This is a genomic window from Dyadobacter jejuensis (assembly GCF_003149085.1).
In the GTDB taxonomy this organism is placed as follows: domain Bacteria; phylum Bacteroidota; class Bacteroidia; order Cytophagales; family Spirosomataceae; genus Dyadobacter; species Dyadobacter jejuensis.
In genome coordinates this window covers 1-13,561 of record NZ_QGDT01000001.1, presented here as the reverse complement: position 1 = coordinate 13,561, position 13,561 = coordinate 1, and the positions used below count along the sequence as shown (strand labels likewise).

Annotated in this window: 13 protein-coding genes; 4 read left to right on the top strand and 9 right to left on the bottom strand. The window is 48.0% G+C overall.

The window, feature by feature from the left end:
* Positions 1 to 42 precede the first annotated feature (42 nt).
* From CLV98_RS00065 to CLV98_RS00030, 8 genes are all read right to left on the bottom strand, one after another.
* Entirely contained in the window at positions 43 to 1,437 is a 1,395-nt protein-coding gene (locus CLV98_RS00065) for an NAD(P)(+) transhydrogenase (Re/Si-specific) subunit beta (protein ID WP_109671759.1), read from the bottom strand.
* 34 nt (positions 1,438 to 1,471) lie between these two features.
* Positions 1,472 to 1,753: an NAD(P) transhydrogenase subunit alpha part 2 gene (locus tag CLV98_RS00060; protein ID WP_109671757.1), complete on the bottom strand. Its 282-nt coding sequence runs from the start codon at positions 1,751 to 1,753 to the stop codon at positions 1,472 to 1,474.
* A 54-nt stretch (positions 1,754 to 1,807) separates the two neighbouring features.
* Positions 1,808 to 2,947 (bottom strand): Re/Si-specific NAD(P)(+) transhydrogenase subunit alpha, encoded by a 1,140-nt coding sequence (locus CLV98_RS00055; RefSeq protein ID WP_109671756.1) that lies wholly within the window; start codon positions 2,945 to 2,947, stop codon positions 1,808 to 1,810.
* Between the two features lie 228 nt (positions 2,948 to 3,175).
* Positions 3,176 to 4,705, bottom strand: coding sequence for a Do family serine endopeptidase (locus tag CLV98_RS00050; RefSeq protein ID WP_109671754.1), 1,530 nt, complete (start codon positions 4,703 to 4,705; stop codon positions 3,176 to 3,178).
* A gap of 207 nt (positions 4,706 to 4,912) precedes the next feature.
* Entirely contained in the window at positions 4,913 to 5,344 is a 432-nt protein-coding gene (locus CLV98_RS00045; protein WP_109671752.1) for an Hsp20/alpha crystallin family protein, read from the bottom strand.
* A 1,653-nt stretch (positions 5,345 to 6,997) separates the two neighbouring features.
* Entirely contained in the window at positions 6,998 to 7,744 is a 747-nt protein-coding gene (gene rnc, locus CLV98_RS00040; protein WP_109671750.1) for a ribonuclease III, read from the bottom strand.
* 13 nt (positions 7,745 to 7,757) lie between these two features.
* Positions 7,758 to 9,011, bottom strand: a complete 1,254-nt coding sequence (fabF, locus tag CLV98_RS00035) for a beta-ketoacyl-ACP synthase II (RefSeq protein WP_109671749.1) — start codon at positions 9,009 to 9,011, stop codon at positions 7,758 to 7,760.
* Positions 9,012 to 9,053: 42 nt separating this feature from the next.
* A complete protein-coding gene (locus CLV98_RS00030) occupies positions 9,054 to 9,290 on the bottom strand; it encodes an acyl carrier protein (protein WP_025762571.1) in 237 nt (78 codons plus the stop codon).
* Positions 9,291 to 9,520: 230 nt separating this feature from the next.
* Here CLV98_RS00030 and kdsA point away from each other — a divergent pair, with 230 nt between their 5' ends.
* From kdsA to CLV98_RS00010, 4 genes are all read left to right on the top strand, one after another.
* On the top strand, positions 9,521 to 10,333 hold the full coding sequence (gene kdsA / locus CLV98_RS00025) for a 3-deoxy-8-phosphooctulonate synthase (RefSeq protein WP_109671747.1): 813 nt from the start codon (positions 9,521 to 9,523) through the stop codon (positions 10,331 to 10,333).
* 12 nt (positions 10,334 to 10,345) lie between these two features.
* A complete protein-coding gene (locus CLV98_RS00020; protein ID WP_229203133.1) occupies positions 10,346 to 11,026 on the top strand; it encodes a phosphatase PAP2 family protein in 681 nt (226 codons plus the stop codon).
* A gap of 86 nt (positions 11,027 to 11,112) precedes the next feature.
* Positions 11,113 to 11,574, top strand: a complete 462-nt coding sequence (locus CLV98_RS00015; protein ID WP_109671745.1) for a GyrI-like domain-containing protein — start codon at positions 11,113 to 11,115, stop codon at positions 11,572 to 11,574.
* A 12-nt stretch (positions 11,575 to 11,586) separates the two neighbouring features.
* Complete coding sequence (locus CLV98_RS00010; RefSeq protein ID WP_109672995.1) at positions 11,587 to 12,123, top strand: DNA-3-methyladenine glycosylase I; 537 nt, start codon at positions 11,587 to 11,589, stop codon at positions 12,121 to 12,123.
* Positions 12,124 to 12,281: 158 nt separating this feature from the next.
* Here CLV98_RS00010 and CLV98_RS00005 read toward each other — a convergent pair whose 3' ends face one another.
* Complete coding sequence (locus CLV98_RS00005) at positions 12,282 to 13,079, bottom strand: glycerophosphodiester phosphodiesterase family protein (protein ID WP_109671743.1); 798 nt, start codon at positions 13,077 to 13,079, stop codon at positions 12,282 to 12,284.
* Positions 13,080 to 13,561 lie beyond the last annotated feature (482 nt).

The following is a 13,561-nucleotide window of genomic DNA, read 5'->3' as shown; positions in this document are numbered from 1 at the left end:
TACAGGGTGAGTCTGCCGGGCGCGAAACTTAATGTCCAGAATTTATAACTCCTTGAGCTCTCCTACCATTTTGGTTAAGGTAGACTTCGCATCCCCAAAGAGCATCAAACAGTTGGGATACCCAAATAGCTCATTTTCTATTCCTGCATACCCTGCGGCCATCGATCGCTTGCTGACGATGACGGTGCGGGCCTTATCGACATTCAAAATAGGCATTTCGTAAATGGGGCTGGCGGGGTTAGTCCTCGCTGCCGGATTCACTACATCGTTGGCTCCTACGACCAGTACCACGTCGGTATTGGCAAAGTCGTCGTTGATCTGATCCATCTCTATCAGCTTATCATAAGGGACATTGGACTCCGCCAACAGTACGTTCATATGCCCGGGCATCCTACCCGCCACCGGGTGAATAGCGAAACGCACATTCACTCCCTTGGCCTGCAACAGATCCATCATTTCGCGAACCACATGCTGCGCCTGAGCTACAGCCATGCCATATCCAGGCACGATGATCACAGATGAAGAAGAGTCAAATATCATAGCGGCTTCTTCTACCCCTACCTCTTTGATCACCATCTCACTGCCAGAAGGTCCACCTTCACCCGATCCCGACTTAGCTCCAAAGCCTCCCAATAGCACACTCACCAGGGAGCGGTTCATGGCCTTACACATGATCTGGGTAAGGATAATCCCCGACGCCCCTACCAAGGCTCCCGTTACAATCAGCACGCTGTTATTCAGTACGAAGCCCGTCGTACAAGCCGCCATACCGGAATAAGAATTCAGCAGGGAGATCACTACCGGCATATCGGCCCCACCAATCGGGATAACCACCAATATACCCAACACCAGCGACACGACGCCCATCACGACCATGGCCATTACGGAGCCCGTCTCGATGGCGACCAGCATACCACAGACGATAGCCACTACAAACAAAACGAGATTGAGAAGATGCTGGCCTTTGAAAACAATGGCATTACCGCTTATTTTCCCACTAAGCTTGCCATAGGCCGTCATAGAACCACTAAAGGTGATCCCACCAATGAGTACTGACAATAATATGCTGACGATGGTAATGGCATCGGTACTTAAGGAGGGCTGTTCTACCGCCCGGGTCCAATAGTCCGAAAAGGCTACAAATAAGGAAGCGATACCCCCAAAACCATTGAAAATGGCCACCATTTCGGGCATTTGAGTCATCTCTACCTTTTTAGCCCAGATGAGCCCGATGGCCCCCCCGATGAGCATACAGACAAAAATTTCGATGGGGGTCACCAACCCCGACTTCACGAGGGTGGCTACTACGGCCAGCAGCATCGCAAAAGCCGAAAGCATATTCCCTTGCCGAGCCTCCTGGGTACGGTTCAATTTTTTGATGCCGACGATAAACAGAATCGTCGCAACGAGATAGGTCAGTTGTATAAAAATATTCATGAATGGTAATAATATTTTGAAGGAGAAAAACGAATCACTTTTTCTTTTTGAACATCTGTAACATACGATCGGTAACGGCATACCCACCTACGACGTTGATCGTAGCGAAGACCAGGGCGACCATCCCCATGTATTTACTATATTCTCCTTCCTGGATACACAGAATAGCCCCTACGATGGTAATACCAGAAATGGCATTGGAGCCCGACATCAAGGGGGTATGTAAGGTAGGGGGCACTTTCGATATCAACTCAAAGCCACAGTAACTGGCTAAGACCAGTATATACAATAAGAAAATAAAATTTTCAATGGACATATTAAATGCTGATTAGATTAGATATTTGTAAATAGCATAGCAGTTATAAGCCTATCAAGCTTTCACTTTTGCCAATATTTCCTTTGTAAAACCATGCACCAACGCTCCCTGATGGGTGATCAGACTTCCCTTGGTTACCTCTTCTTCTAACTCCCATTTAAAACCCTCCGCAGTTGCGAGATGTAATAATAAGGTAGAGATATTTTTGGCATATAGCTCACTGGCGTTGATCGGCAACAAAGAAGGCAGATTGGGTTCGCCAATGATGGTGACGCCATGGGCTACCACCGTTTCACCAAACACACTTAAGGCACAATTTCCTCCCGACTCTACGGCCATGTCCACGATCACCGACCCTGGCTTCATCATCCGGACCATTTCTTCGGTGATCAGTACGGGGGCTTTTTTCCCTATTACTAAGGCAGTAGTAATGGCTATATCGGCCTCTTTGATACGCTGTTTGACCAGCTCCTGCTGTTTTTGTAGATAGTCGGCCGATACCTCTTTGGCATAGCCACCTTCTACCTTGACGCCCTCGGCCCCTTCGACGGTCAGGAATCGCCCGCCCAAGGACTCCACTTGCTCTTTGGTTTCGGCACGTACGTCTGTAGCCTCCACTACCGCTCCTAAGCGCTTGGCCGTAGCGATGGCCTGTAGGCCAGCTACCCCAGCACCAAAAACTAGCACCCGAGAAGGGGTGATAGTACCTGCGGCAGTCATCATCAAAGGGAAAATCTTACCCAAAGCATTGGCACCCAACAGTACGGCTTTATACCCCGCTAAGTTGGCCTGAGAACTTAAGGCATCCATTTTTTGGGCTCTGGAAATACGCGGAACGGCATCCATAGAGAAGGCCGATATCCGCTTTTCGTTCAGCTGCTCGAGCACCTCCGGAATGGTGTAGGCATACAGATAGGAGATCAGCACGATCCCCTCCCGCATCGCCGCTACTTCTTCCAGGGTAGGAGCATTTACCTTAAGAACGACATCCGCTGCAGCCAACGTCTCTGCGACATTGCCAGCTATTTGAGCTCCTGCCTCCTGATACGATGCATCAGAAAAATACGATAGTTCGCCGGCACCGGCCTCCACCGTACAGGAATAGCCCGATTTGACCAAGGATTTCACCAAGGATGGGGTCAGAGCCACCCTTCTCTCGAAGGGCTTGGTCTCTTTTAAAACGGAAATTTTCAAAACAATAAAATATCAAAAAGTGAACTTTACTATTCTACAAGACGATAAATCAGTCCTTTACTCCTATGCCCCTCCTTATTATTTTATTGTTTGAGCCCAGTATCTTCCACTAAAAACGAACCATCTTCTGCATCTGTTTTCGAGAACATGGTGCCAGTAGCGCGGATTTTGGGCAACAAAAAAGCCCGGAATCAGTAGATTCCGGGCCCGAACTTCAATCAAAAAATATTATAATCTAAATCCGAAGGAGAATACGTCGTAAGGACTATCCAAATACAAACCTTCGAACTGCACCATCGAATCTTCTTTGCCAGCAAGCTCGCTTTTTAGCTCTTTTACGGTAGTGACGGGCTTACCGTTCACCTTCGTAATAATAAAGCCTTCTGCCACTCCCGTACGGGCCAGCTTGCCTCCGTTAACAGCGGCAATCTTGACGCCTCCTTTATGTTTGTAACGGGCCAACCGATCCTTCTCGGGCTTGCTCAAATCTGAGAAGTCGGCCCCCAAGGTAGTCATCACCTCGGCTGCTTCCTCCCTCTTGATGATATCGGAGCCTCCGGTTCTGTTTCGAAGGGTTACGTTAATATCCTTCTCTTTACCATCTCTGTTGACGGTGAGGGTTACTTTATCGCCAGGCTTATGCAGACCTATAGATTGTTGAAGCTGAGGAATGGAGTGGATTTCACGACCATCGACTTTCACTATCACGTCGCCCTTATTGATACCCCCCGCTTTGGCGGCACTATTTTCGGTAAACTCCCGTACATAGACCCCGTCAGAAACCTTAACACCATATTCTTCGGCTTTTTGGCTATCCAAATCGCCCAATGCAATTCCTAAATACCCTCTCTGTACGGCACCGTATTTGATGATATCGCTCGACACCTTCTTTACTATGCTAGAAGGAACTGCGAAGGCGTAACCTGCAAAACTACCTGTAGGACTAGCAATAGCGGTATTGATTCCCACTAGTTCCCCTTTCAGGTTCACGAGTGCTCCCCCACTGTTACCTGGATTTACTACGGCGTCGGTCTGGATAAAAGACTCCAAAGGAGAATCATCATCTTTCAACGAGGCAGGAGTGGCGTTCTGATACCTGCGTCCAGAGCCAATGATCCCTAAACCCCGACCCTTAGCACTCACGATCCCGGCAGTCACCGTCGACTCCAAATTGAAGGGGTTACCTACGGCTACCACCCACTCTCCTACTTTAATAGCATCCGAATTCCCTAGCGTGATGGCCGGCAGATCTTTGCTATCGACCTTGATCACCGCTATATCGGTAGATGGGTCCGTGCCAATCACCTTCGCATGGAACTTGGCCTTATTATGAAGCGTAACTTCCACTTCCTGCGCACCTTCTATCACGTGGTTGTTGGTAACGATGTATCCGTCGGAACTGATGATCACCCCCGAACCGGTCCCTACCGACTGCTGTGGTTGCTGACGGCCTCCACCGAAGTCGTCGCCGAAGAAATCCCTGAAAAAATCTGGAATCTGTTGCTGACTCCTCGAGGTCTGTCGGGTCATCGTCGACTTGATGTGTACCACCGTTGGGGTGGTAGCCTCGGCAGCATATACAAAATCACCAGGTGCCCCGGCCGGAGCCCCAGCGGACGTAAAATGTGTTAAGGACTCTCCCTGTGCCTCTTTAAATATTACGTCTGTTTCGTTATCATTTAAAAGTTTAAATCCGGCTAATGTAGTGGCACTCGACAGAAACCCAACCAGTACCAGAGCCTTCCAATTTGTTTTCATATCTTTATCCTTGGGGTTTAATTATTACAAATCAATAACGTCAAAGTTCGCCTCTTTTATTCCCTAAATATATTTGTTTAACATATTTTAACTTAAAAAAAGCATTCCAATCCCTCACTATACTACTAACGTTCTTACACTCAAAAATAGGGTGCTATTTTAAATAATAACACCCTATTTTAAAAATATTTTACCCAAATATCCTATTTACTGAATCTCAATTTCCCTAGCAGGCTTCTCTTTGGCCTCTTCTTTCTTGGGCAGACTAACCGTCAATATACCAGCCTCATAGCTAGCGGCCACTTTATCTTCGTCCACGCTGTCGGGCAAATTGAAGGACCTTTGGAAAGAGCCCACTTTGAACTCTCTACGGGTATATTTCCCTTCTACTTCTTGTTCCTCTTTCTCTTTTTGAACGGAAATCGTCAAACGATTCTTTTCCAAATTCAGTTTGAAATCGGCTTTCTCTAAGCCAGGTGCTACTACCTGAATCTGAAAACCTTCCTTGCTTTCAAAAACATTGAGGGCCGGAATATGACTCCCTAAAGTGGCACTGCCGAAATCGTTAAAAAAGTCTTTTCCTAATACACTGTTCAAATATCCAGGTGTTGCGAAATGTGATTTTACTAATGTGCTCATCGTTCTATGTCGTTTTAGTTTATTTAAAATTTTGATTTTTTCAGTCTGATAATTGCCTTATCTCAACTTTTGTACCACAAATTAAAAACAAGAAAAACAATGCCATTTTGTCATTTTGTGTCAGGAAGTTGAGTGAAATGCTGTCATTTTGGCAGTATGCAGGCGTTAGGGGATAGGTGTTTGGCTGTAGGCTCTAGGCGTTAGGCTGTAGGCTTTAGGGGATAGGTTTTAGGTTTTAGGCTCTAGGCGTTAGGCAATAAGCAAGCGCTAGATATACTCAGGAACCATACCTTTAACTGCACAAAGTGCATTTAACTTTTAACAGCCGAAGGCTCCAGGCAACCATCTACTTGCCCCATAAACCACTGACTAACAGATAATAACGAATATCACCCTGATCATTCAGAGCTTGACAGGGCCTTGTCGAAGGGCCTTTTTAATTGAGCTCAAAGGCTTTAGGCCGTAGGCGTTAGGCCGTAGGCGTTAGGCCGTAGGCGTTAGGCCGTAGGCGTTAGGCCGTAGGCGTTAGGCTGTAGGCGTTAGGCAATAGGCAAGCGCTAGATTTACATAGCAACTCAACCTTTAACCGTGCGGCGGACCGCATTTAACTTTTAACAGCCGTAGGCTCTAGGCAACCATCGACTTGCTCCGTAAACCATTGACTAACAGACAATAACGAATGCAACCCAGATCATGCAGAGCTTGACAGGGCCTTGTCGAAGGGCCTTTTTAATTGAGCCCAAAGGCTTTAGGCCGTAGGCTCTAGGCGTTAGGCAATAGGCAAGCGCTAGATTTACATAGCAACTCAACCTTTAACCGTGCGGCGGACCGCATTTAACTTTTAACAGCCGTAGGCCCTAGGCAACCATCGAGTTGCTCCGTAAACCATTGACTAACAGATTATAACAAATGTAACCCTGATCATGCAGAGCTTGACAGGGCCTTGTCGAAGGGCCTTTTTAATTGAGCTCAAAGGCGTTAGGCCGTAGGCTCTAGGCTGTAGGCGTTAGGTGGTAGGAGCTAGGCAATAGGCAACCATTGGAGGCAGTTAGCTAGCGCATTTTTTGACCGCGGGGCGGACCGCATTTAAAATTTAACAGGTTGCCTTATCCCGACACAAATGATCATACAAACCCTCCCGCCGAAAGCCGATAACTCATAGACATCATGTCGCCCCGCTGGGGCTTTGCCTTCTTGAGGAATTCTATTTTCTATTAATATTCCACCCCTCCGGGGTTTTGGAGGTTACTCATATGCGCTATAATCAATAGGTTGTAGGCGTTAGGCAATAGGAGTTAGGCAATAGGCAAGCGCTAGATTTACATAGCAACTCAACCTTTAACCGGGGGGCGAAGGCATTTAACTTTTAACAGCCGAAGGTACTAGGCAACCATCGACTTGCTCCGTAAACCATTGACTAACAGATAATAACAAATGTCACCCTGATCATGCAGAGCTTGACAGGGCCCTGTCGAAGGGCCCTTTTTAATTGAGCTCAAAGGCGTTAGGCTGTAGGCTTTAGGGGATAGGTTTTAGGCTCTAGGCGTTAGGCAATAAGCAAGCATTGGAGGCAGTTAGCTAGCGCACTTTTAACCGCGGGGCGGACCGCAATTAACATTTCCCTTTAACCCCTAAAACCTAACAAGCCACAACCTATTTCAACTCCAATAGGGCGCAGGCTTTTTCGGAGGCCGATTGTTCTGCCTTTTTCTTGGTAAAGCCATTGCCTTGGGCGAAGGGCTCTTCATTGACGAGGATTTGGGAAATAAATTCGCGGTGATGGCGGGTACCACGCTCTTCGAGTATTTCGAAGCGGATATCCTTGCCTTCGCGCTGGGCCCATTCGATGATGACGCTTTTGAAATTGATATTATTCTGGATAATATTTTCAAGGTCATAATGGGTCAGCAGCTTACCGATGATGAAGGTGCGGGTAAAACGAAACCCCTTATCGAGGTAGATAGCGCCGAGGAAGGCTTCCAGGGCGTCGCCATACATAGACGACCGGGGCGACATTCCCCGATGGTTGCCGTCGTATTCGATGAGCTTATCGAGGCCTAGCTTCCTAGAAATCTGGTTAAGGGACTCTCTGTTGACGATGCGGCTACGGATTTCGGTCAGGAAACCCTCGTCTTTATAAGGATATTTGGTAAAGAGGAATTCGGCAACCACCATGCCTAACACGGCGTCACCAAGGTATTCGAGACGTTCGTTAGACTCTCGAAACCCCTGAATAGCAGTTTCTCTAGAGGCAGAGGTATGCAAAAAGGCCAGCTGATACACTCCGAGATTGGAGGGCCTGGTACCTATAACATGGGCAATAGATTCTTTAAATTTCTTGTCCTCCGCCCCTCCAGGGCTAAAAAGTGAGAGTATCGGTTGAAGAATTCGTTTGGCCAAGATAGTAAAAAAATCAGCTTTCTAATTTTTTGAAAATAACAGAAGCATTATGTCCACCAAAACCAAAAGTATTGCTCAACGCATAGTTAACCTGGCGTTTTTGTGCCTTGTTAAACGTTAAGTTCAACTCTGGATTAATGCTAGGATCGGCGGTAAAATGATTGATGGTCGGGGGGACGATCTGATCTTGAATCGCCATGATACAAGCGGCGGCTTCAATGGCACCGGCTCCTCCCAACAAATGCCCCGTCATAGACTTGGTAGAGCTGATATTAATTTTGGGAGCATGAGCCCCAAAATATTGCTCGATAGCCTTGAGCTCCTGCGGGTCGCCCAAGGGAGTAGAAGTACCATGGGTATTGATATAGTCGATTTGCTCGGGGTTAATTCCCGCACTTTCCACTACATTTTTGATCACGTTGTAGGCTCCAAGACCTTCTGGATGAGGGGCTGTGATATGATAAGCATCGGAGGACATCCCCGCACCTACCATTTCGGCATATATTTTGGCACCTCTGGCCTTGGCATGCTCATATTCCTCTAGGATAATCGCCGCTCCTCCTTCTCCGAGCACGAATCCATCCCGATCCTTATCGTAAGGGCGAGAGGCCGTTTCGGGGGAGTCGTTGCGCTCCGAAAGCGCCTTCAGGGCGTTAAACCCTCCTACTCCAGCACAGGTAACAGCCGCCTCGGAGCCTCCCGAAATACACACGTTCATCATCCCCAACCTAATGTAGTTGTAGGCATCGATGAGTGCATTGGTAGCCGAAGCACAGGCAGAAACCGTAATGAAAGTAGGCCCTCTAAATCCATGACGAATCGACACCACACCAGAGGCGCTGTCGGCAATCATCTTCGGAATAAAGAAGGGGTTGAAACGAGGACTCATGTTGTTGGCAGCAAAATTGAGCACCTCATCTTCGAAGGTTTTTAACCCACCGATTCCGGAACCCCAGATTACACCGGCTTTGTCGAGATCGATAGTTCCCTCGCCAAAGCCGGCGTCTTTCATGGCCTCATCAGAGGCAATTACTGCATACTGCGTGAAAGGATCCATTTTACGGGCTTCCTGACGCGGAATGTAATCGTTAATGTCTAAACCCTTGACTTCACAGGCAAACTTAGTACGAAACTTTTCGGCATCGAACCTAGTAATAGGTGCGGCACCGCTAACGCCCGCTACTAAATTTTTCCAGTAGGTAGATACATCATTGCCAATGGGTGTTAGAGCACCCATTCCGGTAATTACAACTCGCTTAAAACTCATAAAAAGGGACTGAAGAGAAACATGATATTGGCTAAAACGGAATTACTTCACGTTTTCTTCCAAATATGCTACGGCCTGACCAACTGTACCGATGTTTTCGGCTTGATCGTCAGGGATAGATAAATTAAATTCTTTCTCAAATTCCATGATCAATTCAACGGTATCTAGAGAGTCTGCTCCCAAGTCATTTTGGAAGTTCGCTTCTTGAGTTACTTCCGACTCTTCTACGCCAAGTTTCTCGACGATAATTTGCTTAACTCTTTCTGCAATTGCTGACATTTTGTAAACACATTTTGGTTAAAATCGCAACAAAGAAAGATATTTCAGTTCACTTTGTCAAAAATTTTTTGGCTCAAGCAATTTTATTGTCCCAAGATCAAGAAAATTATAAAAAAGCCAAACCATCCCGAAGGACCATAATGTACCAATAAACCCACTAAAAGTGCTCGTAACATGCGGGATTAGCGTAACTTCGCAAAACTTTTACCTAAAAAGAAATAAACAAGCTGATGTTAAATATCCCCAAATTAAAAAACCAGGATTCGCCGCAATTCCTCTTGATGGCCGGTCCTTGCGCCATAGAAGGACGCGACATGGCTTTGCGCATCGCCGAGCAAATCGTTACTATAACAGACCGGTTACAAATCCCTTATATCTTTAAGGGCTCCTACCGAAAAGCCAACCGTACGAAAATCGATTCCTTCACGGGGATAGGCGACGAAAAGGCCTTAAAAATCCTTCAAGAGGTAAGTCAAACTTTTGGTATACCCACCGTCACCGACATCCATGAGTCTGATGAAGCCGCCATGGCCGCCGAATATGTGGATGTACTTCAGATCCCCGCATTCTTGTGCCGACAAACCGAGCTGCTGGCCGCCGCCGCCGCTACGGGCAAGGCTGTCAATGTTAAGAAAGGGCAGTTTTTATCTGGCGCATCCATGCGCTTCGCCGTCGAAAAAATTCAAGAAACCAATCCCGCCGCTCCAGTGCTACTCACCGACCGGGGCAACAGTTTCGGCTATGGCGACCTGATCGTCGATTTCCGTAACATCCCCGAAATGCGCAGTTTCGATGTCCCCGTTATCATGGACTGTACCCATTCGTTGCAGCAGCCTAACCAGGCATCGGGCGTTACGGGGGGCAAGCCCAAGCTCATCGAAACCATCGCTAAGGCGGCCATTGCCGTTGGCACTGATGGACTTTTTATAGAAACACATCCCAACCCCGCCGAAGCCAAGTCGGATGGAGCGAACATGCTTCCGCTTGACCAACTGGAAGCCCTCCTAGAAAGGCTTGTACGGGTTCGAGAAGCCATCTTATAAATGCTCATGGCTATGCCCCTCATATACCAACAGACTTGTGCCTTGTGGCGGATGCTGGTGCTCTGCCTGCTCGCTACGCAACTGAGCTTCGCCCAAGCGCCTGGCGATTCTACGCTATGGGTAGTAAAACCGATGGACGTAATTCCTCCAGCTACTCTGACGCTGGCAGGGCTCCTTACCAAAGGAAAAGTGAGCAGTCGGCTCAATGACGGGGTATACCGCCAGTATCCGCACTTCCATACCACAGCCGACGAGTACCTCACTTGGGCGCCTGGGATGGTAAGCCTAGGCCTGGCCGCTTCAGGAGTAAAAGGTCGGCATAAGTTGGGCGACCAGCTGATATTGGCCATTCTTTCTAATGTAATCGCTCAGGGTGCGACCCAAAGCCTCAAACGGTTGGTAACCGAGCAGCGCCCCAACGGTGCCGACTACCAGTCTTTTCCCTCAGGGCATACCACCACCGCCTTTGCCAACGCCACCATACTCCATCAGGAGTACGGGCAGCAAAGCGTGCTCTATAGCCTTGGAGGCTATGGCACGGCTACCGCAGTAGGCGCTATGCGCATTATGAACCACCATCATTGGCTGTCGGACGTGTTGGTAGGGGCTGGCATCGGAATTGCCGCTACCAAGGTGGTCTATATCAGCTATCCCTGGTTGCAAAAAAAAGTACGCCAAATCAGAAAGAAATAACCAGGCAAGGTCACGCCTGCTGACATAGGGCTGTCAGCCTAGGGCTATTCTTTTGTAGCATCGTCCATTATTCAACCTCATGAACCATGAAAATCGAACAATCCCCAGAACTCTCCGTGATATGTTTTGAAACCCAAACCAGCCTCAGCACCCTAGGCCCCTTTGTGCGCCACAAGGCCAGGGAGCTCTATAAAGTAGCAGCAGATACGGGGCTAGAAGTCTTGGGACCTATTTACTGGATCTACCAAGGGGCCGACGGGCTACCCGACACCCCCTTCCAGCTCACCATAGCCTTGCCCATAGCCCCTACCTCTTCCCCTTGGCAGTCGGAGACTTTCACCCTAAAGGTCCTTCCGGCATTCCGCTATGTATCTCAACGGCACCAGGGCCCCTGGGAGCTGCTAGGCCAGACCTACGGCGAATTAATAGGTTACCTACAGCAACAAGGCCTGCAAATGAGCGGCGAGAACAGGGAGCTATACCTCCGTATGAACTTCGAACAGCCCGCGCATCACCTTACCGAAGTACAGGTGGGAGTACTCCCCTAACCCGACATGATCATGAGCTACTGCGAATACATTGCCCAAAATACAACCGACCATCCCGACTTCCTGCTTAACAAGCAGTACCACGACCACCATTATGGTTTCCCTATCGCCGACGACAACGAATTGTTTGGGAGATTTCTGTTGGAGATCAACCAGGCAGGCCTGAGCTGGACGCTTATGCTCCGCAAACAGGATAATTTCAGGAAAGCCTACGATGGTTTTGATATAGACCGAATTGCACTTTACGATGAAGACGATCGGCTAAGGCTTATGCAAGATGCCGGCATCGTACGGAACCGACTAAAAATTAACGCGGCCATAGTCAACGCACAAAAAATTGTGTTGCTCAAGCAAGAGTTCGGCTCCTTTAAAGGCTGGCTCGACGCCCACCACCCCCTTACCAAACCCGAATGGATGAAGCTCTTTAAAAAGACCTTTAAGTTTACCGGTGGAGAGATCGTCAATGAATTCCTGATGAGTACCGCCTACCTACCAGGAGCCCACCAGCCCGACTGCCCGGTCTATCAGCAAATCATGCGGGTTCCTTAGCCTATGTTATTGGCGGGTCTCCAGAACTTAATGCAAATGCAGGCTTTGAACTTACCAGGCAGGGCCAAAGAGGAGTTTAGCTCTGAAGTTATATTATCACTAACTCCAGCTGCCCTTAATCAATGTATTTCCTCTAATTGACAGGTGCTCTATCCCTCCTATCGCCCCTCTAAATAACGAACCAGCATGGCGGGGTGGTCCGTTTGCATCCCGTCTACCCCCAGCGACAGAATGGGGCGCCAGGTATCCGGACTCTCCTCCGCTTGTTGGACATCGAGCCATACCTGTACGCCGTTTTGGTGGGCAAAGGCCAAAAGTTTCGGATCTCGGATATTATCAAAAACGACGATAGACCTATGTGCTAAAAAGTCTCTAAACTGATCCTCATTCACTATGCTATCGGGAAGGCTGGTCATCAGCGGAACATCAGGCGTGATAAGGCGCCATTCATCGTATTGTTCGATACTATTGAGGTATACCACCACCTGTTTTTCCATCCCGGCGGCTCGTATCTGCCTCCAAGTCTCGGCGACGTCGGCTTCTTTAAAGTCCAGATAAATATTGATTTTGTCTTTGCATACCGTTAACAATTCCTCGAAGTCAGGAACCCGATGGGGCCTTTTGTTATCGTTAAAAACCCGCAAGGACTGTACTTCACTCCAGCTCAACTGCTTTACGAGGCCTTTGCCATTGGTAGTACGGTCAACGCTGCCGTCGTGCATGGCCACCAAATGGCCATCCATGGTCGTCCGCAGGTCAATTTCTACATAATCGGCCCCTGCCTGAATAGCCGCTTTGGTAGACGCCACCGTATTTTCGGGTTGTTTGCGGTGGTTGCCACGGTGGGCAATAACCAGCGGCGTATGCCTGGACTCAGGCAAAACAGTCTGGGCAATGGCCTCAGAAGGGAAGCCCCCAGCAAGTAGTAAGAGAAATACCAATATACTTAGCGTCATCAGAAATTAATGGTTGATCCTAGTTAGCAATGATACCTAAGCCCACCCAGAAAAGACTATCCCCTAGTGGATGCCCCACCATAGCTTCGGTCAATTAATTGAAAAAAGGCTTGTTGGTAGCGGTTACCTCAAAGGTAAATCTAGGATGCATCCTTTTTTCGTCAAACCGACTTAGCGTATGTTTTGGGTTGTATTAAACGGATCAACCGCCCCCTGAGCGGAGTCGAAGGGAGCGGAGTCGAAGGAACCGTTACTACCGACTCCTCCCTATCAAAATCCTGAAAGCAATTCACAATGCCGCCCTACCCCCTAGAAAAACGAATATTTTTATTTTGTTAAAATCCCTTAGATTTGCCCGTGATATTACCCTAAATAACAATTACACATTGAACTTGTTTAAACTTTTTCTGCTTTGGCTATTTTCCTTAGAAAGAGCACCGAGAATGCCATAAAATGTAATGCTTTCCAATTCCTGGTCAGTT

Bases quoted from the DNA above. Each gene is read 5' to 3' on its own strand.
- CLV98_RS00060 (WP_109671757.1), bottom strand. From the start codon at position 1,753: ATGTCCATTGAAAATTTTATTTTCTTATTGTATATACTGGTCTTAGCC.
- CLV98_RS00065 (WP_109671759.1), bottom strand. From the start codon at position 1,437: ATGAATATTTTTATACAACTGACCTATCTCGTTGCGACGATTCTGTTT.
- CLV98_RS00050 (WP_109671754.1), bottom strand. From the start codon at position 4,705: ATGAAAACAAATTGGAAGGCTCTGGTACTGGTTGGGTTTCTGTCGAGT.
- CLV98_RS00045 (WP_109671752.1), bottom strand. From the start codon at position 5,344: ATGAGCACATTAGTAAAATCACATTTCGCAACACCTGGATATTTGAAC.
- CLV98_RS00010 (WP_109672995.1), top strand. From the start codon at position 11,587: ATGAGCTACTGCGAATACATTGCCCAAAATACAACCGACCATCCCGAC.
- CLV98_RS00030 (WP_025762571.1), bottom strand. From the start codon at position 9,290: ATGTCAGCAATTGCAGAAAGAGTTAAGCAAATTATCGTCGAGAAACTT.
- CLV98_RS00005 (WP_109671743.1), bottom strand. From the start codon at position 13,079: ATGACGCTAAGTATATTGGTATTTCTCTTACTACTTGCTGGGGGCTTC.
- CLV98_RS00015 (WP_109671745.1), top strand. From the start codon at position 11,113: ATGAAAATCGAACAATCCCCAGAACTCTCCGTGATATGTTTTGAAACC.
- kdsA (WP_109671747.1), top strand. From the start codon at position 9,521: ATGTTAAATATCCCCAAATTAAAAAACCAGGATTCGCCGCAATTCCTC.
- CLV98_RS00020 (WP_229203133.1), top strand. From the start codon at position 10,346: ATGCCCCTCATATACCAACAGACTTGTGCCTTGTGGCGGATGCTGGTG.
- fabF (WP_109671749.1), bottom strand. From the start codon at position 9,011: ATGAGTTTTAAGCGAGTTGTAATTACCGGAATGGGTGCTCTAACACCC.